At 45.2% G+C, this 24,618-nt stretch carries 17 protein-coding genes; 11 read left to right on the top strand and 6 right to left on the bottom strand.

Annotated features, from left to right (window positions below; genetic code table 11):
- Positions 1-369: 369 nt before the first annotated feature.
- From mnmG to HRU80_02200, 6 genes are all read left to right on the top strand, one after another.
- Positions 370-2,244 carry a tRNA uridine-5-carboxymethylaminomethyl(34) synthesis enzyme MnmG gene (mnmG, locus tag HRU80_02225; protein QOJ27744.1) on the top strand — a complete coding sequence of 625 codons (1,875 nt, stop codon included), beginning with the start codon at positions 370-372 and terminating at the stop codon, positions 2,242-2,244.
- Between the two features lie 25 nt (positions 2,245-2,269).
- Positions 2,270-2,959, top strand: a complete 690-nt coding sequence (gene rsmG / locus HRU80_02220) for a 16S rRNA (guanine(527)-N(7))-methyltransferase RsmG (GenBank protein QOJ27743.1) — start codon at positions 2,270-2,272, stop codon at positions 2,957-2,959.
- A 50-nt stretch (positions 2,960-3,009) separates the two neighbouring features.
- Positions 3,010-3,366 carry a four helix bundle protein gene (locus HRU80_02215; protein QOJ27742.1) on the top strand — a complete coding sequence of 119 codons (357 nt, stop codon included), beginning with the start codon at positions 3,010-3,012 and terminating at the stop codon, positions 3,364-3,366.
- 45 nt (positions 3,367-3,411) lie between these two features.
- Complete coding sequence (locus HRU80_02210; GenBank protein QOJ30431.1) at positions 3,412-4,197, top strand: hypothetical protein; 786 nt, start codon at positions 3,412-3,414, stop codon at positions 4,195-4,197.
- A gap of 90 nt (positions 4,198-4,287) precedes the next feature.
- Complete coding sequence (locus HRU80_02205; protein QOJ27741.1) at positions 4,288-6,675, top strand: T9SS type A sorting domain-containing protein; 2,388 nt, start codon at positions 4,288-4,290, stop codon at positions 6,673-6,675.
- Positions 6,676-6,840: 165 nt separating this feature from the next.
- Positions 6,841-8,022, top strand: a complete 1,182-nt coding sequence (locus HRU80_02200) for an MFS transporter (protein QOJ27740.1) — start codon at positions 6,841-6,843, stop codon at positions 8,020-8,022.
- A gap of 152 nt (positions 8,023-8,174) precedes the next feature.
- On the opposite strand, the gene HRU80_02195 is transcribed toward HRU80_02200, so the two are convergent.
- The 3 genes from HRU80_02195 to HRU80_02185 are packed head-to-tail and all read right to left on the bottom strand — an operon-like array spanning position 8,175 to position 10,998.
- Positions 8,175-8,486: a nucleotidyltransferase domain-containing protein gene (locus tag HRU80_02195; GenBank protein QOJ27739.1), complete on the bottom strand. Its 312-nt coding sequence runs from the start codon at positions 8,484-8,486 to the stop codon at positions 8,175-8,177.
- Entirely contained in the window at positions 8,486-9,442 is a 957-nt protein-coding gene (locus HRU80_02190) for a restriction endonuclease (protein QOJ27738.1), read from the bottom strand. Before HRU80_02190 ends, HRU80_02195 begins: the two co-directional genes overlap by 1 nt.
- On the bottom strand, positions 9,439-10,998 hold the full coding sequence (locus HRU80_02185; protein QOJ27737.1) for an N-6 DNA methylase: 1,560 nt from the start codon (positions 10,996-10,998) through the stop codon (positions 9,439-9,441). The genes HRU80_02190 and HRU80_02185 overlap by 4 nt, the downstream gene beginning before the upstream one ends.
- A gap of 283 nt (positions 10,999-11,281) precedes the next feature.
- Between HRU80_02185 and HRU80_02180 the strand changes: the two genes are divergently transcribed.
- The 4 genes from HRU80_02180 (at position 11,282) to HRU80_02165 (ending at position 18,420) form a co-directional block, all read left to right on the top strand.
- Positions 11,282-13,624, top strand: coding sequence for a PIG-L family deacetylase (locus HRU80_02180; protein ID QOJ27736.1), 2,343 nt, complete (start codon positions 11,282-11,284; stop codon positions 13,622-13,624).
- 282 nt (positions 13,625-13,906) lie between these two features.
- Entirely contained in the window at positions 13,907-14,467 is a 561-nt protein-coding gene (locus tag HRU80_02175; GenBank protein QOJ27735.1) for a hypothetical protein, read from the top strand.
- The gene (gene menC / locus HRU80_02170) at positions 14,464-15,600 is read left to right on the top strand and encodes an o-succinylbenzoate synthase (GenBank protein ID QOJ27734.1); all 1,137 of its coding nucleotides are present in this window, start codon (positions 14,464-14,466) and stop codon (positions 15,598-15,600) included. Before HRU80_02175 ends, menC begins: the two co-directional genes overlap by 4 nt.
- Before the next feature lie 483 nt (positions 15,601-16,083).
- Positions 16,084-18,420 (top strand): SpoIIE family protein phosphatase, encoded by a 2,337-nt coding sequence (locus HRU80_02165; GenBank protein ID QOJ27733.1) that lies wholly within the window; start codon positions 16,084-16,086, stop codon positions 18,418-18,420.
- A gap of 467 nt (positions 18,421-18,887) precedes the next feature.
- Here the strand turns inward: HRU80_02165 and HRU80_02160 are convergent, their stop codons facing one another.
- Positions 18,888-19,142 (bottom strand): DUF2442 domain-containing protein, encoded by a 255-nt coding sequence (locus HRU80_02160; protein ID QOJ30430.1) that lies wholly within the window; start codon positions 19,140-19,142, stop codon positions 18,888-18,890.
- A 564-nt stretch (positions 19,143-19,706) separates the two neighbouring features.
- On the opposite strand from HRU80_02160, the gene HRU80_02155 reads away from it, so the two are divergent.
- A complete protein-coding gene (locus HRU80_02155; protein QOJ27732.1) occupies positions 19,707-22,175 on the top strand; it encodes a leucine--tRNA ligase in 2,469 nt (822 codons plus the stop codon).
- 360 nt (positions 22,176-22,535) lie between these two features.
- Here the strand turns inward: HRU80_02155 and HRU80_02150 are convergent, their stop codons facing one another.
- Together HRU80_02150 and HRU80_02145 are read right to left on the bottom strand one after the other, a co-directional pair.
- Complete coding sequence (locus HRU80_02150; protein QOJ27731.1) at positions 22,536-23,123, bottom strand: RNAase; 588 nt, start codon at positions 23,121-23,123, stop codon at positions 22,536-22,538.
- Positions 23,124-23,243: 120 nt separating this feature from the next.
- Complete coding sequence (locus HRU80_02145; protein ID QOJ27730.1) at positions 23,244-24,551, bottom strand: cold shock domain-containing protein; 1,308 nt, start codon at positions 24,549-24,551, stop codon at positions 23,244-23,246.
- Positions 24,552-24,618: the final 67 nt, after the last annotated feature.

The raw sequence follows: 24,618 nt of genomic DNA, 5'->3' as shown, positions 1-24,618 counted from the left end.
GCTCCGGTCTCCGAGCGGAGTCGAGGAGACCAGTTCTGGGACCAGCTCTTCTGTAATCCGGACTACCCCTCGACTACGCTCGGGGACCAACTCCAGTGCGCTCCGGTCTCCGAGCGGAGTCGAGGAGACCATTTCGGGGACCAGCTCTTCTGCAATCCGGACTACCCCTCGACTTCGCTCGGGGACCAACTCCAGTGCGCTCCGGTCTCCGCTCCAACACGCCAGAGAAGAACTCCGTTTCACGTGAAACATTCCCTGCACCACGCAGGACATTTCGCCCGGTTGAATTCCGGACAAAATAAGGTTATTTTTGCACTGCATTTTTTAATTGATTTTACCCGTTTCACGTGAAACGAGATACGAGGATTTTTGCTTAGTTTCGATGTTATAGTTATTGGCGGCGGACATGCCGGGATTGAAGCAGCGGTTTCAGTTGCCAGGATGGGGGTCTCCGTTGCTTTAGTTACGATGGAAAAAAACGGAATTGGTCGGATGTCATGCAATCCGGCGATAGGAGGTACCGCAAAGGGTCATCTGGTGAGGGAAATTGATGCTCTCGGAGGAGTGATGGGGCAGATCGCAGACCGCTCAGGTATTCAGTTCCGTACCCTAAACCGCTCTAAGGGCCCCGCTGTCTGGTCTCCCCGCTCTCAGAACGACAGAACTCTCTACTCACTCGAGGCCCTGAAAATCGTTGAAAACGAACCAAACCTCACTATCCTCCAGGAAAACATCACAGCAATAAATCAGGAAAATGGTATTGTAACAGGAGTAAACTCAATCGAGGGAAAATTCTTTCCGGCAAAAGCAGTGATTCTTTGTTCGGGTACTTTTCTGAACGGCTTGATGCACACAGGCCTGAAAGCTGTATCGGGCGGAAGATTCGGTGAACAGCCGGCAACAGGTATTACGGAATCTCTCGTCCGGATGGGGTTTGAAACCGGGCGTCTCAAAACCGGAACTCCTCCCCGCCTGGATAAGAAAAGCATCAACTGGGAAATCCTTGAGATACATCCGGGTGATGATATTCCCCTCCCTTTTTCTTTCAGAACCCCGCGGAATGAATTTCCCTATCTTCCTCAGCTTCCCTGTCATCTGACTTACACCAGCCAGGAAGTGCATAAGATTCTTGAGACCGGATTTAAGGAGTCCCCAATGTTCACCGGACTGATTAAAGGCGCGGGACCCAGATACTGTCCGTCTATTGAGGATAAGATTGTAAGATTTTCCGACAAGGAACGGCATCAGCTTTTCCTAGAGCCGGAAGGGCTGGATACCGATCTGATATACTTGAACGGGTTTTCAACTTCTCTGCCTGCTGAGGTCCAGCTAAAAGCTATCCACATGATACGGGGACTTGAGGAAGCAGTTATGATCCGCCCCGGATATGCAGTTGAGTATGACTTCTTTCCCCCGCATCAGGTGGATCTTACCCTTGAGACAAAAAAGATTTCCGGACTCTACTTCGCCGGACAAATTAACGGAACCTCAGGATATGAAGAAGCTGCTGCCCAGGGACTTGTAGCGGGCATTAACGCGGCAGCAAAGATAACCGGCAAACCAGAGATGGTTCTGAAACGCAGTGAGGCATATATCGGTGTGCTGATTGATGATTTGGTGAATAAATCCACCGATGAGCCCTACCGGATGTTCACCTCCCGCGCTGAACACCGGCTTTTGCTGAGAGCTGATAATGCTGAGTTCAGACTTTCTACTTACGGCCACCGTTATGGACTCATCACCGATGACGAGCTCAGGTACTTTGAAGAGCAAAAGGAAATCATCCGCAAAGGTATCAGTTTTTATAACTCGGTGCGGCTCACCCCCCCCCAGATTAATCCGCTTTTGGAGAAGAAAGAACTAGGACTTCTGGACAACTCCGAAACCGTAGCCAAACTGACCAAGCGCCCGGAACTCACTCTGGCTGAGATTGCTGAACACGCTAAGGATTATCTGAACGGAGAGCATCAGGACTACACCGACCCTGCGATTCAGATGCAAATAGAAATTGAGATAAAATATGAGGGCTATATCAAGCGGCAGGGAGAACATGTTGAGAAGCTTGACAAGTACGAGGATATGAGAATTCCTTCAGATTTTGAATATTCAGGACTTAAGAATCTGTCTCTTGAGGCGAGGGACCGGCTGAACAAATTCAGACCGAGATCCGTCGGGCAGGCATCGCGAATATCGGGCTTAACCCCTTCCGATATATCCGTTTTATTGGTATATTTGAAAAAGTAATTTCATTTTTTTTGATTATCGTGGCATGATACAGCACCATACACAGGAATCCTACCTTAAAGAACTTACTTCCTTCTACTGGGAGAACGGGCAGAATCCCGACAGCACGCTGCTGGAGCGGCTTGCATTTTTTGCAGAGCTGGTTGTGGAGAAGAACGAAGCGGTCAATCTTATTTCCCGCAAGGATGTTGAATCCATCATCGAAAACCATGTATTTATCTCTTCGTATATATCCAAGTTTATTCCTGAAAAATGTTCAAATTTTCTTGATCTTGGCACCGGCGGCGGATTCCCCGGAATTCCTCTGGCTATTATGAATCCGATGCTCAAGGGTGTACTGGTTGATTCCATTGCCAAAAAAACGAATGCTGTTGCGGAGTTCATCGAAAAGCTCCGTCTGAAGAATGTCACCGTTGAAAACGCCCGCGTTGAATCACCTGAATTTATTGAGAAATACCGCGGCAAGTTTGACCTGATTGTCAGCCGTGCGACCGTACCCCTGATCATGCTGGTAAAATATGCACTCCCCCTCTTTGAAAAGAAAGCATATATCATGGCCATCAAAGGCGGCGATCTGACCAATGAATTTACCACCGCTCAGGTGAAATACTCAACCCATATTAAGAAGATCACCACCTACGAGCTGCATTATAAGCCGACGAATATCAAGAATATTAAAGAGAAAAAACTGATAGTTGTGGAGCTGGTTAAATAGTTAAAAGGTAAAAGTGAACAGTTAAAAGTTGAAAAAGAACTGGACTAGATGTGGCTGGTATTGTTGGGGAAAAAAGCTACAAATTTGCCATCAGGATTTATAAACTATTTAAATATTTAACTGAAAAGAAGAAAGAATTCGTTCTTTCAAAACAGATTCTCCGTTCGGGAACATCTATCGGGGCTAATGTTGAAGAAGCTCTGGGAGGACAAAGCAAAAAGGATTTCATTTCCAAACTCTCCATCACCTATAATGAATCAAGGGAAACATCTTATTGGCTTCGGTTACTGAAAGATACTGATAACATTACATTAAAAGAATACAGCTCTATAGACAGTGACCTGAAGGAAATTCAAAAAATGTTAACCGCCATACTTAAAACCTCAAAAGCAAAAAACTCTAATTAAAAGCAACTTTTCACTTTTAATTTTTAACTTTTAACTGAAATAATGTTGCCAAGATTTCACCTCTTCGAATTCGAAGACCTCCCCTGGTTCCCGAAGATTCTGCGGAACTACATGACTGATTTCCTCTCACAGGCGGCACGGATGACAAAGCTTTTCGATGACAGTTATGATGTGCTCGCCGGTGTTATCAGAACCTCAGGCGTAACAACCGTACTTGATCTTGCCTCAGGAGGCGGGGGCGGACTTCCCCCGGTGGCTGCACGGCTGAAAAGGGAGTTTCCCAATCTGAAGGTTTATCTCACCGATCTTTACCCCAACAGCAGCGCTAATGAAAAAACGGTTTCGCAATACCCTGATATATATTCAGCTGTGACAACACCCGTTGATGCAATGAACGTCCCGGAAGATCTTACCGGTATCAGAACCATGTTTCTTTCGTTTCATCACTTCCGGTATGAGGATGCAAAAAAGATTCTGCAGGATGCTGTTGACCGTAAACAACCAATCGCAATTTTTGAAGCGCAGCAGCGGACTCTGTTTCATCTGCTGCCGATGATACTTTCTCCGCTCAGCACACTTCTGGTAACACCTTTTATCAGGCCGTTCCGCGCGGGGCGTTTGTTTTTTACTTATATCCTCCCTGTTCTTCTTGTAACCATTATGTGGGATGGCATTGTATCAGTATTTAGAACCTACACAATTAAAGAAATGGAACAGATGATATCTGAAACGGACGGATCTGAAAACTTTCTCTGGCAGACAGGGGTAACACGGCCCGGTCCACGGGGGATTATGTATCTGACAGGAGTACCTAAGGAGAATTTATACTAATCAAATATTTTTACTTATTTTTGTTTTGAAAAATACCGGAAGGGAAATCCGGTTATAATCCATAAGCTCGTTCACTTATAAAGGATAATTATGAAAACAATTGGCGTTGTTCTTCTCCTTTCTTTCTTTTCTTTTGCCCAGCATAACTGGCAGTGGCTGAATCCTCTTCCTCAGGGGAATTCACTTACAGGTTCCCATTTTTTTAACAGTACAACCGGCTTTATGACAGGGCTGGGAGGCACAATCCTGAAAACCACCAATGGCGGGGAGTCGTGGGTCAGGAAAGAGTCCGGCACTCTGGCGTTTCTTTACTCAATTCACTTCATTAACGAATCGGTAGGGTGGGCAGCCGGTGACAGTGCTAAAATCCTGAAAACCACCGACGGCGGTGAAACCTGGAGTATTAAACCGGTAACAGCTACAGGGTACTTTATTGCAATTCAGTTTGTAAACGCAGATACCGGCTGGGTTACCGGTTCTTCCGGAAAACTTTTCAAAAGCACGGACGGCGGTGAAAGCTGGGTTTCACAAAGTCTTGCCTCAAGCAACATCCCCAGTGATATTCATTTCCTGAACGGACAGGTCGGATATATCGCCGGTTCTGTTCTGGGAGGTGGAACCCTGCTCAGTAAAACCACGGACGGAGGAGCAACCTGGACTTCAATCTCCGCGGGGACAACCGGCTCTATATATACTCTCCATTTCTTTAATGAACTGGAAGGATTTGCCGGGGGGGCTTCAGGCCGGGTATATAAAACTACAAATGGGGGCGCTGCATGGACCCTGCAGACAACACCGGTCAGTATTGATCTTGAAGATATTTCATTCTTTAATGACCAGATCGGCATTGCAGTCGGCTACGCGCTTACCGGTGACGGATTTATTATGACCACCATCAACGGAGGCGGCACCTGGACTCTCCGCACAAGAACTCCGGATATCGCACCCAGGACTGCCAGTTATGTAACGATGAATGTAATTTTTGTCGGCGGTAATGAGGGGCTGATATTACGCTCCGGTGTAAGCGGTGCCGCATGGACCTATCAGAGCAGCGGTTTTACCAATTTATTATATACCATCCGGAAAACCGGTGAGAATACCCTGGTGACAACCGGAACACGCGGTCTTATCGCAAAAACCACAGATGGCGGCGGATCATGGGTAACTAAAACAAGCGGGGTGAATAAAGACCTTAAAGCACTTTGGTTCCTTGATCAGCAGAATGGTTATGCCGCCGGTGACTCAGGTACTTTTATAAAAACTACAAACGGAGGAGAAAGCTGGACTTCGCAACCAATCGGCGTTACTGCACATCTGAACAGTTTCTTTTTCCTTAACACTTCAACAGGATGGCTTGCAGGCAACAGCGGAAATCTTCTTAAAACTACCGATGGCGGTGCGACCTGGACTCCGCAGTCAACCGGCCTGACAACAAATATATTCGGTGTTTATTTTTCTGACAGCAATAACGGATGGATAACGGGCGCAAGCGGCAATCTGAGAAAAACCACTGACGGCGGTGCAACCTGGTCAGCTATTACAACCAGCGTTACCGATGAATTCAGATATGTTTATTTCTCAGGAAATAAAGGATGGCTCTTTGGAGGAGGATTAACCACCTGGAGAATCTATCACACAACCGACGGCGGCACAACCTGGGCAAATCAGGCAAATGGAAGCGGTCTGCGTTTATATAACGGTATCTTCTTTGATGAAAACAACGCTTATGCGGTTGGCGGAGCAGGCAAGTTCTATAAAACAACCAACGGCGGCGCTGAGTGGAAAAGGATGTATCTGCCTACAGCTAATTCATTCTATGGTCTGGCACTTTCCCCCGGAGATGACGGCTGGGTGGCCGGTGCTGCGGGTTCTATATTCCGTGTAACCCCGGTCGTTGTACCGGTTGAGCTTGCTTCTATGAGTGCATCAGTAAACGGAATTACCGCTGAACTGAGATGGGTAACCGCAACAGAAACCAACAATGCAGGATTTGATATTGAACGCGCGGATGCAAAACTCGGTGCCTGGTCACCGGCCGGCAGTCTGCCGGGCAGCGGAAACTCTGCCGTACCCCGCAATTATATATATACTGACAGAAACCTGAATGCCGGATCGTATATATACCGGCTGCGCCAGAGGGATTTTGACGGAAGCAGCAGGATTTTTTATTTTACAGAAACGGTAACGATCGGCGGACCGGATGAGTTTAGTCTGAAGCAGAACTACCCAAACCCGGTTAATGGTGAAACCCGTATTCTTTTTACCGTTCCCGCTCAGGGTGCTTCAGGTGAGGTTCCTGTATCGCTCCGGCTTTATAACATCCTCGGTCAGGAAGTGCTCACGCTCGTAAGCGGAAATCTTACACCTGGAGAGCACCATGCTTCATTTGATGTCACGCAACTGGAAAGCGGTACTTACTTCTATACGCTGAGTTCAGGCGGTTACAGCATGACCAGAAAAATGGTTATCCTGAAATAAAAATCAACCGGTCGTGTGGTATTGGCAGTCAGATATTTCCCTAATTTGAGATACTGATTTTTATGCTTTATCACTTTGTGGTTTAAAAAACTAGAATATCCCGGATATGACACCGCCATCCTGAGGCATAATTTTCTTATGCACTTCTGGGACGGTGTCATATTCATGTTCGCAATGAGTTTTGTGGCGGTGCAGACGGTGTTTCCTGTTCTGATTACTGAACTCGGAGGTACTGCTGTTGCTGTGGGACTCATCCCCGTTTTATGGAATCTGGGGTTAAACCTGCCCCAGATTCTGCTTATCCGCCGGCGCGAAGAGCACACCAACATCAAACCTGTTTTCCTCAGATATGCACTCTATCACCGGATACTTTTTCTGGTAATGGGGCTTTTCCTGCTTTTTGTGGTTGAACATCTCCCCCGTGAAGTGAAAATTGGTTCGGTATTATTTGTGATACTGCTGATGGCTCTTTCCGGGGCTTTTGCTGTGCCGAACTGGTATCAACTGCTTTCAAAAACCACTCCGGTAACCCTCCGGGGGCGTTTGCTTGCTCTCAGGCAGCTCTTTGGTGCTCTTCTTGGTGTAGGAGGCGGCTCGGCGGTTACTTTCGTTCTGGCATCTGTTGCTTTTCCGTATGATTTTTCCATTCTTTTTCTGACCGCGTTTTTCTTTATGATTGTGTCGTTCGGATATATAAAGAGCATTGTTGAGGTCTCGCAGGAAAGCGGATCAGCACATGAAGAGGAACACCGCCATGCCGGCTCAAGGGATTATATGAGAAAACTGCTCAAGAAGAACAAGAATTTCCGCTGGTACCTGGTCGCTGATTTCATGATGCTTGCCTCGGCGAGTGCTGCTTCATTTTATTCTGTGTACGGCCTGCAGAAGTTTTCACTCCAGTCTTCCTATACCGGTATATATACCATCGTTCTGATGGCGAGTATGAGCGCGGGGAATGTGCTCTTCGGGCTGCTTGCCGACCGGAAGGGGCATCTGGTCAATCTGCGGCTTCTGAATGTTGCGTATGCTGCTGCTTCCTTGATGGCTGTTGCGGCATTTAGTCCGGAGCTTTACGGAGTGGTGTTCTTTTTTATGGGGATAGCATTAACCATACACGGCATCAGCCGGCTTTCTATAGTGGCGGAAATGACCACGGAGCGGGAGCGAAGGGATTATCTTGTTTTGCTCAACTCAATGACTGCACCGGCTTTTCTGACCGGGTTGGCCGCGGGGTATATTGTTGAATCGTTCGGATATCCTGTTTATTTTGTAATGAGTGCTGTTCTTGCGGCTGGATCGTTTTTGGTGCTTATGTTTAAGGTGAAAGATCCGCGGGAAAATAATTAGCAGTTAGAAATTCGTAATTAGTAATGGGGTGCATTATAAAACTTACCGCATTTAAGCGAGCTCTGGGGACAATGGCGACAGCGGTGGAAAGTGAGTTTATAACTTTGCGCGACTCTGCGGGATACTCTGCGTTTAGTTATTCTTGATTCTGATTATAATTTCCCGCTTCTGTAAAGCACCTCATATTTATCAAGGATATTCTTCCTGAAACTTTCTGGTATTCTTACCCAGTCGCGTATTTCCACCAGTATTGGAATATTGCTTTCAGTTAAATTTTCTCTCAACTGATCCATAACCTCATAGGGAACCGGCTGAGAATCATTCCTTTTAATTACCAGATCAAGATCGCTCCCTTCGTGAGCAGTTCCGTTAACGCGGCTGCCGTAAGCCCAGACTTCAAAATCTCCTGTAATCTCTTTAAAGATTGATTCAAGAGTCTGTTTATCTTTTTCACGAAGCAGCATTATTCTGTTTTATACGTATTTTTTCTAGGTCCAAGAAATTTGTCCCCATTAAAGTGGATTAAGTGGTCGGGAATATCCATAATCCAAACCTCGGTTTCCCAGGCAATATTCATGGAATGTTTCCTGAATTCTTCCATAGAGGGAAAAGCGGTAATATAAATTTTCCCTGACTTATTTTCTATTAAAAGTTCCTCTAGTTCAACTATTCGCTTAGGGGAAACAGGTCCGTGGGAAGTAACCGCTTCAATCAGATAGAGCCAATCTTGTTTTTCGCTGTAAATTATTATGTCAGGTAATTTACTGTGTTTGTCTATCGGTATTTTTAGTTTAGTTAAAAATGACTTGTCTAAATATAGATCTTTGTTTGCTGTATCACCAAGATAAAGTACTTTCCCTCCTTTTGCAAATCTGGAAGCAAAAAAGTGGATAACGGCAGCTTGAACTTCATTGTGCTTACCTGGAGATAATTTTAATTTTTTGCCATTGCTCAGAGTTACAGGTATTAACGATAATTCTCTGCGACTTGAATATCTACTTTTTAATTTGCCTGATTGTTTAACAAACTCGGTGATGTTCTGTTTCCAGAGAGGCGTCCCAAAACTCTTTATCGCCCTTAATGCTGCCTCACTAATGGCATAATGAGCCTTCGGGCTGTTTACTGCAAGGCCAGGATTGTCCGGGTTGTAATCAGCAATTTTCGCCTGCACGAACTGATGCATAACCTGCCTTCTGAACGTTTCGCGTGTGTTTGGGGCATAGTTTCTACCATACACTTCAGAAACAAAAGCCATTATTCCTTTTGTAATTTTCAGACTGCTTCGTGTAGCGGTATTCCACTTAGATTTAGGTTTTATTCGGCACAAAGCTAACAAAGTAAGTGCTGAAATTTCATTCTGCTGTTCCTCAGGCAGGCCTAATTCTCTCAAAATTTGTTTTGCTTCGTCAATTTTTTTCATGCAGGGGCTTCTTGATATTCGGTAAATCTACTTACGGTATTGTTAATATTTGCTTCTGAAAAATCTTTTGAAAGAATAAGAGAATCACCAAGTTCTCTAATGTCCTCAAGAGGAGGAAACGGAATTTCTCTAAGTTCTGTTGCGCTTACGTTTACATTACCATTGAACATTCTGAAATATTGGTCAAAAAGCTTGCTGTTTAAAAGGGCACAAATTCCTATAATTTCAGATTTTTCAAAATACCCAATCTTCTTGTAGATATAGTTAACCTTGTTTTCAATTCCAATAAATTCTGTGTCAAGATTATCGCTAAAGTGAGGTGCGGCAATTAATCTATTCTTGTCATCTTTTGCACTGAATCTTCTCAGAAATATATAATTCTTGTTTGGTACTAGTAAAGATTTTGACTGATTTTCAACTCGTATAAATTGACCCCGTTCAGGTTTATGATCTGGCCACAATACTTCCATTTTTTTTATATTATGAAGCCATAAAAGAGGTGCTAGCAAAGTTTTACCATTTTCATAAACCTCGTGAATATATTTCCATGCGCGGAAAGCAACAACCGGACCTGTTGAAATTCCAATATTATATTTAGTAAGTGTTCCGTTCCATCTCTTGAATATCTTCAATATTGCTTCGTCATTATCAGTAGTTGGCAGATAAAGAATTTTGTCGTCCGATTTTAAATTTAGTATTTCCTCACGGTCAAACGTTTTAACAAAAGGTTCCCGGATATCGTTTATACCAACAGATGATCTGATTTCAACCTTTAATTTATTTTTTGGTTCGGCTTTTATGCCTTGAATTATAACGGTTTCCTGTAAGACTTTATCTCTGTTAAAGGTTTCTTTGCGCGAAACAAAAAGATGTACTTTCTCAATAGAAATAAGATTAAAGAAATATTTTCTGAATAATTTAAAATATCCTCCGGAAGCATAACTTCGTGGAGTAATTAGAACCAACTGACCGCCTTCTTTTAGCATTTTAGCTGAAAGGGCCATAAACATTGCATATATATTAGGGTGACCGCTGACGATAACTTTTGATGCAATAGCTCTTTTATCGTTAATAGGAAGTTTGAAATAAGGTGGATTAGAAATTACAATATCAAACCAATCAGTATGTTCTGTGAATAGTTCATCGCTCGTACTGAAATAGTGTGCATTATCCAGAATAAAATCACTCGTTTTTGTGAAAAAAGAAAACTCAATATTTAAATCAGAGAGCCAGTTAGTTAAATACTCAATTGTTTTTCTTAAATAAGGGAGAATTTCAGTATCTGTCTCATATACAGTTAGAGAAATTTGTTTTAATGACTTATTAGTGTAAACTAAATTTTCTATTAATGCACAAGACAATATTCCAGTGCCACAACCTGGATCAAGAATTGAACAAGTTTCCTTATTATAAGATATCAGCCGTCCCATTAATTCTGCTATCTCAATAGGAGTAAAAAACTGACCGTGAGCTTTCTTATGCTGCTGATTCACAGTTTTTGAGTATTCAATACCCATTATGTCTGCAAAACTTGTTGGTGACTGTAAAAGTATCATTATGGATTTAGGCAAAACTATATTTTCTGCAAAAATAGAGATTTTTTTTCAGTGTTTTTCAATTATTGTATCTTTTCTCTATCTCTTTTTATCCCTCATCTACCTCGTTTAGAATTCTTATTTTGAGGCTTTCTTTACGATTTTTAACGGATTTTTCCCCTTGATGCCAGTGTACCGCTGTGTTTTGTTTTTTTTGATGTTTGTCTTCTGCTCTTCTGCGCTCATATCCCAACCGGCACCTGGTTTTAAAAGTCCTGTGCAGCTTCTGGAGGAGCTTAAGCAGGTGAGCCGGACTGGCAGAGTGCTTTATGTGGCAGCTCATCCGGATGATGAAAATACTGCAGTCCTTGCCTACTGCGCCAATAAACTTGGTTTTGAAACAGCTTACCTCTCCCTTACCCGGGGTGACGGGGGGCAGAATATCATCGGGGATGAGCAGGGTATTGATCTGGGTATCATCCGTACTCAGGAGCTGCTGGCCGCCCGCCGCACCGATGGCGCCCGGCAGTTCTTCACCCGGGCGTATGACTTCGGTTACTCGAAATCACCCGCTGAGACTTTCACCCTCTGGAATAAAGACTCCGTTCTTTCTGATGTGGTTTTTGTTATCCGTCATTTCAGGCCTGATGTTATCATCACCCGTTTCCCTTCCACGGGCGAGGGGGGGCACGGTCATCATACTGCATCTGCCCTGCTTGCTGAAGAAGCTTTCCGTCTGGCAGGAAGGAGTGATATATATCCCGAGCAGCTACAATTTGCTGCCCCCTGGCAGCCAAAGCGCCTGCTCTGGAACGGCTGGGGTCCGGTTTTTAAGAGCAGAGGGATCAATCCCGATACACTCTCAACAATTGATATCGGAGAGTTTTACACACCGGCGGGAATGTCATTCAACGAAATTGCCGCCATCAGCCGGACTATGCACAAGAGCCAGGGTTTCGGTTCCTCTCCGCAGCGTGGAGAACAGATTCAGCACTTCCTGCATCTGGATGGTGAATACACAAAGCAGGATATCTTCAGCGGTATCAACAGCGGATGGAGCAGATATGGATTTTCTGAAGAGATAGATAATCTGTTTGCAAAAGCAATCCGGGAGTATGACTATACTGCTCCTGAAAAATCTCTCCCCCTGCTGGCTGAGATATATAATAGAGTACTTTCTCAGAAAAATTCGGAAGCAGCGTCAGATAAAATTTCAGAACTCCGGAATCTTATCATTGCAATGAGCGGAGTCTGGATTGAGTCCGTTTCATCCAAAGACCGTTATACAAGGGGTGATACGGTTTCAGTAAAAACAACAGTTATTAACCGGAAAGGGATACCGTTTCAGATTCTTTCCGTTAATGATATTCCGGTCAATAAAACTGCCGGCAGCAACAAACCGGAGGTTACTGAACACAAACTGATTGTTCCGCAGAATGCACGCCTTTCAAATCCGTTCTGGACTGATGAGCCGATGCAGGGTAATCTCTTTACTATTTCTAATCAGAAGAAACGGATACTGCCGGAAACTGATAACTATCTCTTTTCTCAGATTACCGTTGATCTGGCCGGAACTATATTCACTGCGGATATCCCTATCTTCTACCGGAAGAATGATCCGGTTGAAGGAGAGACCTGGCGCGCTCCGGCTGTGCTTCCGGTTGTATCACTGATTCCTGAAGAAGAATTATATATAGCTAATAATACTGAAGAGAAAGAGATTCGTGTAACACTCCGGGCTAACAAGTCTTCCTTATCCGGCAGACTCACTCTCCGGCTGCCTGAAGGTTGGTTATCAACACCTGTTGATTACTCTGTGGATAATCTTATAGAAGGGGAAGAACGGATTTTTACCTTTACTGTAAGGCAGAATAAGGGTAACTCTTCCGGCTCAGTGGGATTCTTATTTACCTCTGGTGATATTACAGCAGACAGATCATACTACGAAATTAATTACCCTCACATACCGCTGCAGATTGTTCAGCCCCCAGCAGAAACAAAGATTCTGTTTACCGGAATTACCCGGCAGAAACAGCAGATCGGATATATTGAGGGTGCCGGAGACAAAGTTGCTGAGGTGCTGGAGTCAGCAGGATATCAGGTAACTTCCCTTCAGGAAAAAGATATAACTCCGGATCAGCTTTTGTCTTACGAGAGCATCGTAACCGGAGTCAGGTTTTTTAATACCAGGAAGAACGCAGCGCATCTTCTGGAAACTCTGCTTGCTTATGTAAAGCAGGGGGGAACGCTGGTTGTGCAGTATAACACCTCGGGTGAACTGAAACTGCCGTATCCCGGACCGTTTCCCTTTAAGATCTCCCGTGACCGGGTGACCGATGAGAATGCTCCGGTAACGGTGACGGATAAAACCAGTCCACTGCTGAGCTATCCTGATACCATAACCTCTGAAGACTTCACCGGCTGGGTGCAGGAGCGGGGGCTCTACTTCCCGTCAGAACTCTCAGCAGAATATAAGACCGTACTGAGCATGAGTGATAAAGGCGAGACCGCTAAGGAAACTTCCCTGATCTGGACCCGCTACGGAAAAGGAATATTCATCTACACGGGACTCTCCTTCTTCCGTCAGCTGCCGGCTGGAGTTCCCGGTGCTCTGCGGCTCTTTGTGAACCTGATAGAGCAGAAGTAAGGTACAGGATAACCAGAAAAATGAGAAATCCACAGTTTAATAATCAACAACTAATCATTTATAAATATATTATACTTAATAATAATACTGTTGATATGTGGAAAACCCCGTAAACCCATACAGCATAATGACTTATAGCCCTGCAGCATCTGGAGAGCGCCTTGATAACTTCTGGATTATACAGCAGTTGTTAACAACACTGTATAACTCACAACTTATTAACATGATACAAAGAAGTTATCAACAAGCTTTCCACATGGTTGATAACTGCGGAATCATTGAATGACACCCGAAATGATCGAACGGCTGCTGATGCAGGGGGAGATGAAAAGCCAGGCGGTGACCGATGAGGTCTGCCGGATACTTGCACTGCATCCGGAGTATTTTGATACAGTCTTCGATCTGATGTTCAGCGATGAGGATGAAACACGGATGCGTGCCGCCACGGTGGTCCTTAAAACCGGAAGAAAACAAAAGCTACTGCTCCGGGAGAGGAAAAGCAGGATACTGGATGAACTGCTGCTGCTTGACCATCTTCAGGTGAACTGGATGACCGCACGGATGATGGCGGACCTGATATATACCGCTGAGGAAGCAGCCAGGGCGTTCAGGCGTCTGAAAGGGTTTATAAAAACACCTAAAATAGCACTCCGGGCCGGATGTATGGAAGCGATGACAACCATTGCTCTTCAGCATCAAAGGTATAAGAAAGAAACAGTAAAAGCGATTAACGAAGTACTTAAAACCGGATCAGCCGGTGAAATTAATGTAGGAAAAAGAATGCTGGCACAGCTTGAGAAAAAAGATGCAAAGCCGGTTACAAGAAATAAGAAGAAGCAATGATACTCAATCAACACGATAACCTCGCCCTGCCGGAATCAATAGACGCAGTCGAACTGATACTGGTGAATGTCCCCTTCAAAAAACCATTCTCAACAAGCAATTATACATGGACGGGCAAAGAAGCACTACTGGTTAAAATAACCTCCGGTGAACTGACCGGATGGGGTGAATGTGTTGCCGACCCTGACCCCTTTTATAGTCCGGAAACGGTTACCTCAAGCCGGTTTATCATAAAGGAATTCATCCTTCCGGAGCTGAAGAATATAAAGACATTCGGCCAGTTGTATGATTATTTCGGAAAAGTCCGGGGCAACCGGATGGCAAAAGCCGCGGTTGAAAATGCCTTGCTTGATCTCGCAGCAAAGCAGAAGGGACTTCCATTATATACATATCTCGGTTATAAGCCGGTTAAGATAAAATCAGGCATTAGCATCGGTATTAAAGAGAAAACTTACGATGTGCTGTATGAAGTTGATGAAGCCGTAGAAAAGAACTATCACCGGGTGAAAGTGAAAATAACTAAAGGAAAAGACCTCTCCGTAATCCGTGATATAAGGAAGCATTATCTGATACTCCCTCTCATGGCGGATGCAAACGGTGCCTATCTGCAGTCAGAGTGGGAACACCTGCAGAAACTTGACCGCTTTAACCTGATGATGATCGAGCAGCCGCTGGGGTACGATGATATATACGAGCACTCGATATTACAGACCCGTATTACCACCGACCTGTGTCTGGATGAGTCAATCCACTCCATAGCGGATGCCCGCACCGCAATAGCGTTAAACGCATGCCGTGTCATAAACATCAAACAGGGGCGTGTTGGAGGGATGCTCGAGGCGCTTGCCATAGCTGAATATGCACAGCATCACCGTGTGCCGGTCTGGAGCGGCGGAATGGATGAAACGGGAATCGGACGGGCGTTTAATCTCCATCTGCAGACACATCCCGGATTCACTCTCCCCGGCGACACCTCCGAAACCAGCCGCTATTTTAACGAGGATATTATCAATGAGCCGGTGGTGCTTGATGCGGAAGGATATATATCGCTGCCGGATGGAAATGGGGCGGGGGTGTCAATAAATAATGATAGCATGGGTAAGTTTACGGTTGCAAAAGAATTAGTATATTAATAAGAATAACCTCACCCCCAGCCCCTCTCCTTGGAAAGGAGAGGGGAGCCGGAAAACAGTCCTAACGACACAAATGTTTTTTCTTAAATAGCATCTTGCTTTTACTACCATAGGACAGGTCTCGACCTGTCCCTACTCAATCCCCGCGGATTTTACGGATGCCTGAGCAGCGCGGATTTCAACGGATTGAAAAATTAATGAGCAAAGTACAGAGGGTTATTAAAAATTGTAGGGACAGCTCGTGAGCTGTCCTAACGACACAAATGTTTTTTCTTATATAGCATCTTGCTTTTACCACCATAGGACAGGTCTCGACCTGTCCATAAAGCGGTGCGGTTTTGCCTGCGGATTTCCGCGGTTCGGAAGGCCAGCGTTCAATTCATACTTCAAACTTCATAATTCATAATTGTTTGCCTATTTTTTGATATCAGATTTCCAGGATTATCTATCAGAGCGGCAGGCCGTTTATCTGCTATTTTGTTATTGGCATTGCTTTTTGCCTCGTGCGGAGCGGAGGATGAGTACGTCCGCGTTACCTTCCGGGTAGAGGCAAAAATCTCCTCCGGAGATACCATTTTTATCGCGGGAAGCACTCCGGAATTGGCAGAATGGTACCCGAACCGGATTCCCCTCCTCCGTATTACCGGCAATATCTGGCAGAAATCCATCCGGATGAAAAAAGGGGAGTTGGTGGACTACAAATTCACCCTGGGAGACTGGGCACGTGAGCAGACGGACGAATACGGCAATATCTCCATCAACAAACAAATCCTCCCCCTGGGTGATACGACCGTCCTCCATCAGATAAAAGGTTGGAGGGTTGACCACACAACCGCGTCTCTTCTGCTGGATGAACACTCCATTTTTCCCAACTCAAGTCCGGTAATCATGAATTACCACTGGAGATATACTCCCTCAGACAGCGCCCACTTTCCGGAATTACGCTATGATGACAGCGGCTGGCAGCTTTCAGACAGCTATCTGGGCAAACATGAATCCGAGAAAAAAGCCTGGAACGGCCTCGGGTGGTTCCGGCTGCATCTCTGGGTTGATTCCTCACTCTGGGGCAGGACTGTGGCTTTTCATATCAGCCAGCTCGGAGCGTCTGAGATATATATCAACGGAAAGCGGGAATTCAGTTTTGGTACGGTAAGCATGAAGAATGATGAGTTTATTCCCCGTCAGAATCATGATTACTTTCCCCTCCGGCTTGATACCATGTCTCATCAGGTGATAGCAGTCCGCTATGCAGCGCCCCACTATGAGGATATACAGCGGCGCAACCTTGACGCTGGATTTATTATCTCACTGAATGACCTGAGCACCGTGATGATGCGGCAGGGGGATGAAGCGCAGATGCATATCTATTATCAGCAGCTTTTTACTCTTCTGCCTCTTGCGATGGCTTTTTTCCACTTTACGCTGTTTTTGTTTTTCCCGCAGTTCCGCGAAAATCTTTTTTACGCGGTCTGCCTTACCGGCTACGCTGGGCTGGTGTATTACTATGAACTGATGGGAACGGAAACGGATATCTACCAGATATTCTACTACGCAAAACTTGCCGGAGCCAGCAACTTTGTTTCGCAGGTGTTCGGGCTGCTTACGATGTACACCATCCTGAAACCGGAAAGCTTAAACAGAATACGGGTATTTTTCGCGGTAGGGGTTGTGCTGCTGCTTACGGGAATGTATTTTTCCGGCGAGCCGTTCAATTATTTTACCTTCGGATTTCTTCTGATAACCGTGAGCGAGCTGATATATATCAGTGTCACCACCACCATCCGCGACAAAAACGCACGGATTATCATGGTATCAGGCATCACGGTTCTCATCTTTTTTATCGCCTGGCAGCTTCTTATTGATTTTGGATGGTTTGAGCATCCGGGAGGATATTATCTTCTGGTGAATTACGGTTTCCTCGGGCTGATGCTTTCCATGACCACGTATCTTTCGTATGAGTTTGCTAAAACCAACAAAGATCTTTCACAGCGGATTCAGACGATTGAGCTACTTACTGAAGAGAAAATCAGCAAAGAACGTGAAGCGCTTCAGGCGGAAACGGAGAGGAAACTGATAGCAGCGGAGTATGAACGCAAATCAGCCGAGCTTGAGGATGCCCGAAAGCTGCAGATATCCATGCTGCCGAAATCACTGCCGCAGATTGACTGCTACACAGCGCGCGTCCGGATGGAAACAGCGGCGGAGGTTGGCGGTGATTATTATGATATCAGGCAGTATACAAAGCATGATAATTTTGTCATCGTGGGGGATGCAACAGGCCACGGCGCAAAGGCCGGCATTATGGTTACAATCACCAAGAGTCTGCTTGCGGTGCTTGACCTCCGCAAAGGACTGGCTGAGACAATTATCCAGTTGAACAAAAGTATTAAGTCAATCGGGCTTCACTCACTTTATATGTCACTGCTTGCCGCCGAGCTTGGTGAGAGGGGCATCCGGTATATATCTGCGGGGATGCCCCCGGTGTTTGTTTACAGAAAAAAGGAAAGAACAACCGATACGGTAATTTCTAAGAGTATGCCGCTCGGAGCTTTTGCGGATTTCCAGTATTCAATACAAAACATTGATCTTGATGGGGGGGACTGTGTTATTTTTGTCACGGATGGACTGACCGAACTGTTTAATAAGCAGCAGGAGATATTCGGCATTGAGCGCACCGCGGAGGTGATAAACACGATACTCGCAGCCAATCCTACGGAACACTTCCTTGACCGGCTGTTTGAAGAAATAAAAAAATGGGGAAACGGCCAGCTTAATGATGATATCACGGTGATGATACTGGAATACAAAGGAAAAAATTGATAGTGAATAATGGAAAATTGAAATCAAGAGCATCAACGCAAAGACGCTAATCCGCAAAGAACTTTCCCGCAGATTTCGCAGATGAGCGCAGAAAAACATTTCACATAAAATAAACCGTATTCTTAAGCCCCCTCTTTTTCCAAGCAGATTATTACTTTTACATAAACATCGCAACTCACAAAACAGATAATAACACAAGATCCGCTAATGACGGAAAGAGAGGGGGTTTTGGGGTGAGTTGTGAAATCCACGCTCCGCGCAAAGCAGCCAGGCCGCAAAGACAAAAAACCTTCCTCCAGATTTCGCAAATAAGCGCAGAATTTTCCGATCCGTGAAAATCAGCGTTGCGAAGCATCGGTAAAATCCGTGTGCCGTTTGCCTTGAGTAAGAACACAGCTCAAAGACCAGCGTAGGTCACGACTTGTCTGTGTTCCAAGAAGAAAAAATGTAATGCCCCTTATAATTAGTTAATTTACCGGCTCACCTTCCATATATAACACATCCGGACAAAAATCTATACCGTTCTCCCAGTAAATGGTTTCCCACTCCGGGTGAAGTTTTACAGAAGAAAAATATTCTTTATCTATAAGGTCTTTGTATTTACTATCAGGGCTCTGGCTGCGCTTCATTATTCTCTGTTCGAGATCCACAGAGCGAATTTCACCATTAGTAAACTCAAGTAAGAGTTTATATGGTTTGATCTCAATTATATTTTTAATCAGGTGCATACGCTATTAAATAATAGTAACTTTTTTTACAGCAACAGTAAAAGTAAAAAATTCTCATAAAGAATTCAATTATTACCCCGCACCCAAGCAGGGACGCAAAGAAGTTTTTAACGCGAAGTACCGCAGAAAAATATTTCACCTAAAACAAACCGTAATCTTAAGCCCCCTCTTTTTCCGAACAGATTATTACTTTTGCACAAACATCGTAACTCGCAAAACAAATAATAACACAAGATCCGCTAATAACGGAAAGAGAGGGGGTTTGGGGGTGAGTCATGAAATCCACGCCCCGCGCAAAGCCGCTAAACCGCAAAGAACTTTCCCGCAGATTTCGCAGATTAACGCAAAAGGTTCCGATCCGTAAAAATCAGCGCTACGATCTGCCGTGGCAGAATCCGTAAAATCTGCGTGCTATTGCATTGCTAAACCTTGCGCCCAACATCTAAACCGCCAAGAGTTTCCCAGAGAAAAAGCCCATTCTCAATTCTCCATTATCAACTATCAATTAATAGATTCGTAACTTTAGGGCTGAATTTTTATTAATTTTGACTGATTTTCATGCGTTATCCCTTTGCTGAAATTGAACCCAGGTGGCAGGAATACTGGGAAAAAAACAAAGTAAACAAAACCGATTTTTCCAATACCGCGGAAAAACTGTATACCCTTGTCATGTTCATTTACCCCTCAGGCGCTAAACTGCACTGCGGCCACTGGTATAACTACGGTCCGACCGACTCCTGGGCACGCTATAAGAAGCTCCGGGGCTACAATGTGTTTGAACCGATGGGCTATGATGCTTTCGGGCTTCCGGCTGAAAACTACGCGATAAAGACCGGAGTTCACCCTCAGGACAGCACTATGACCAACATAGCCGATATCCGCACCCAGCTGAAGCGCATCGGATGCATGTATGACTGGGATGCCGAACTGATGACCTGCGTGCCGGAGTATTACAAGTGGAATCAGTGGCTCTTCCTGCAGCTTTACAAAAAGGGACTCGCCTACCGGAAAAATGCCCCCGTTAACTGGTGCCCTTCTTGCCACACGGTGCTTGCCAACGAACAGGTTCAGGCGGACGGCACCTGCGAACGCTGCGGTACTACCGTTATTCAGAAGAATTTAACACAGTGGTTCTTCCGCATTACCGACTATGCAGAAGAACTGCTGAGCGGACTTGATACCATTAACTGGCCGGAAAAAACCAAGCTGATGCAGCGCAACTGGATCGGCAAAAGCCAGGGTGCAGAAATTCATTTCAAGGTTGAAGGAAGCGATGAGAAGATTACCGTCTTTACAACACGGCCTGACACCATTTACGGAGTTACCTATGTGGTGCTTGCTCCGGAACATCCGCTGGTGGATAAAATTGCCGCTGAAAGCCAGCTTGAGGCAATCCGTATATACCGCGAAGAAGCCGCAAAGCTGAATGAGATTGACAGAACCTCAACCGTGCGTGAAAAAACAGGAGTACCGATTGGCGCATTTGCGGTAAATCCTGTTAATGGTGAAAAGATACCGGTATGGATTGCCGACTACGCACTTCTCTCTTACGGCACCGGCTGTGTGATGGCTGTGCCCGGACATGACGAGCGGGATTTTGATTTCGCGAAGAAGTTTAATCTTCCTATAAGAAAAGTCATTCTGCAGGAAGGAACGCAGGAAGCAGATGAACTGACCGCGGCATATACAGAAACCGGTGTGATGGTTAACTCTGCTCAGTTTAATGGTATGAACTCTGATGATTTTAAGATTAAAATAATCGACCATCTTGAATCACTTCAGGCAGGCAAGAAGCGCACTACTTACCGCCTGCGTGACTGGCTTATCTCCCGCCAGAGATACTGGGGCACTCCGATTCCGGTTGTGCACTGTCTTTCATGCGGAGAGGTACCTGTTCCGGAAGATCAGCTTCCGGTTGAACTGCCGTATGATATTGAGTTTAAGCCGGCGGGTGAGTCTCCCCTTGCCTCGCATCACGGATATATAAACACCAAATGTCCGAAGTGCGGTACAGATGCAAAGCGCGATCCGGATACCATGGATACTTTTGTGGATTCCTCCTGGTATTACTTCCGCTATCTTGATCCGAAGTTTTCAGATAAGGCATTTAACACGGAGCTTGGCAACAAATGGGCTCCGGTTGATATGTATGTCGGCGGAGCAGAGCATGCAACCATGCATCTGCTGTATGCCCGATTCATTCATAAGTTTTTGCGTGATATCGGGATGACTAATTCCGATGAGCCGTTCCAGACGCTGCGGCATCAGGGAACCATTACCAATAACGGCGCGAAAATGTCAAAGTCCAAAGGGAACGTGGTGAACCCGGATGAGTTCATCGTGAAATACGGCTCTGATGTTTTCAGAATGTATCTGATGTTCATGGGTCCCTACGATATGGGAGGCGACTGGAGCGACAAAGGCATAACCGGTACCGACCGGTTCCTGCAGCGTTCGTTTGACATGGTCTCCGAACACGCTGATTCAGTTAAGAGTATATCAGCTCCGGCTAAGTTTGATATAACACAGCTTCAGGGGACTGAAAAGAATATATACCGCAAGCTGAACCAGACTCTTAAAAAATATGAAGTTGAGCTTGAGCACTTCCGGTTTAACACGGCAATTGCTTCTTTAATGGAACTGCTGAACGAGATCAAAGAAGCGCTCGGCGGAGTATCACCGGAACTGCGCAAATACACACTTGAGCGGTATATACAGATGCTGGCTCCCCTTGCTCCGCATTTTGGGGAGGAAGCATGGGCAATGATCGGCAATGATACTTCTTTATTCCAGAAACCGGTTTGGTCTCAGGTGGACGAGAGTGCCATTGCTGAGGATACTATACTTTATGCGGTACAGGTAAACGGAAAACTGCGCGCAACCATTCCCTTTGCTGTAGATGCTGCTGAGGAAGAAGTGAAATCAGTATCAAAAGCAGACGAGCGCGTGGCAAAGTTCATCGCGGGTAAAGAAATAGTAAAGGAAATTTTTGTGAAGGGGAAGATTCTGAATATTGTAGTGAAGTAAATTTCAGACTGTAGGGACAGGTCGCGACCTGTCCTTACGGGTCAACCGTTTGCCACAAACACAGTAACACGAATTGCACGAATTTAAGAACACGAATTACACGAAGAATGATTTTATCATTCGTGAGAATTCGTGAAACAATTAGTGTTAATTCGTGTTAAATATCGCGAAGCATAAGTTAAAAATACAGTAACACGAATTACTCGAATTTAAGAACACGAATTACACGAAGTGTTAAGTCCTTGGCAGTTCTTCTTAACGTTAGTGTCCTTAATGTCCTTTAGCAACTTGCCACGAATGCACGAATCAGCTCACGGATAAAAATTGTTCATTGTACATTGTAAACTGTACATTGTCTTTCTATTCTTTAAAAACCAAATCAATACACATCGCAGCTGCTATTATCAGCGGGCGGAGGGGGCTTTCTGGCGGAATGCGGTCGCTTATCTGGATCATGTAATTATCGGCGCTAGTGAACAGCTCTTTTGCCAGACCGGCCCACTGCTTTGATATGGTTGCAAACTCAATCCCGTCACGCAGCAGTTTAAACTCCCAGCTGGTAAACTTCCCCTGCAGGGTGAGGACATGATTATCCTGCGCGTCAAACAATTCAAAACGCCCCCCGATGGAAAAGAACTTTTGTCTGAAGCGCCCGATCAGCACATCTTTGCCGTCAAAGACTTCAACGGTTGAAACAAACAGGGAGACACCCCTCTTAACACTTACAACACGGTTGCCTCTGTTATCTTCTACCTGAAGATGGAACGGAGTCATGCGTCTGGCATCAGAAAAGCGGAAAAATTTGGTGAGTAAGCTGAGGTTCTGCTCGCGGCAGGTCATAATCATTTCGCCGCTGTCGGGGTTGTATATATCGTAGAATTTGGCTGCCTTAAAAACGGCGGGATGTTCTTTAACGAAGAAGGTATTACGGGTTAAAACGGTGCTCATGGTTTCTGCTTATCCAATAATAAAAAGAATGGCAGTAATCTTACTTAAAAAGGAGGAAGAAAGCAAGATGCGGAAAGGTGAACTGTCACGATTTTCACCAGTCCGCAATAATGGGGATTGTTATAAAACCTTAATCTTGAGTGCTTCGATGGTTTTACGCTTTTTGACGGGGTCGTAGCCGTGACGTCCCTGAAACATCACTTTAAGGCCGGGTTTCAGGCGGTTTGGATTGTCAAAAAACTCTGAGAAGAGAAAGAAATAATCCACACCATCTTCCCCTTTAATAAAGCCGTATTTCTTTCCGTCGGGGATTTTTGAGACAGCTCCGGCTTTAATTTCATCGTTGATGCCGAGAATGTTAAACCAGAGACTGTTCAGCTTCCTGAGAAGACCGGTTATATCACACTCTTCATTTGCCGGATATCCTGCCGAAGCAGCAGAGAGTGAAAGTTCATCAGAGACAGGCATTCCCTTTGAAAGGCGGACATGCACTTCATACGCATCGTGAAGCGCGGCGTTTTCATGTTTTCCGACGGAACGGAGGATTTGTGATACCAGAGAAAGTCCGCGGACGATAAACTCATCATGGCTTCCGCCGCACCCTCTCATCAGACCGGTGACTGCATATTCAAGGGCCTCATCATTTTTGCCGGCAGCGTAACTGGTTTCGGCGATATCAATGAGTATATACCACTCTTTTTTAAGACGCGAAAGTTCTTTCAGTTCATCAAGCCCCTCCTGCACTTTGCCGGTATTGATTTTGGAGAGAGCCAGCCTGCGCCGGATCCAGATATCGGTAACTCCCTGCTTAAGCGCTTCTTCACAGATGAGAAGGCAGTTTTCCCACTCCTTTTTCATCTCGTATGCTTTTGCCTTAAAGCCGTAAAACTTTTCAAAGTCTGATTGGAGCACCACTTCTTTATGCCGCTGATTTTCGAACTTATAGTGCTCTTTATCAAGCGTAAAAGGATTGATCAGCTCAAGATACTCAAGCGCTTTATCCGCCTCGGCATGGCGTATATATATACTGGCAAGGCAGAGAATGGATTTGGTCCGGAAAAACTCAGTGGGGCGCTGTTCGGAAATTTTAAGCAGCCTTTGAACGGTTTCTTCAAGCTGCGCAAGATCAGGTGAAGAGCCGGCCTCGCGGAACGGTTCTATCATCACCTTGTAGCAGGAGTAAAGATAGGGGGAAATGATATCTTCAAAATCGGGGTGGCTGTGAAGAATTGAGGAGGCGATATCGTAGGCCTTCCTGGTATTCCCCTTCCGGTTCAGGGAGACTGCATAGTAGTAGCCCGTCCACGGGTCGGTTGCGCCGTTATTCCAGACTGGGGAGACCATCCGGATGATATCATCATGCTTTCCTTCTCTTGAGAGGGTTTTAAGCTGATGAACGAAATCACTATCCTGGGTATGAGTGTTCATGAGACTTCTTCTATTAGTCGTTCCTTTGCCAAATAAAGGACGCGAACAGATAAACAAAAAAATTACA

This window comes from Ignavibacteriales bacterium (assembly GCA_015709675.1).
GTDB lineage: Bacteria > Bacteroidota > Ignavibacteria > Ignavibacteriales > Ignavibacteriaceae > H2-BAC3.
This window is presented reverse-complemented; position numbering and strand designations above follow the sequence as displayed.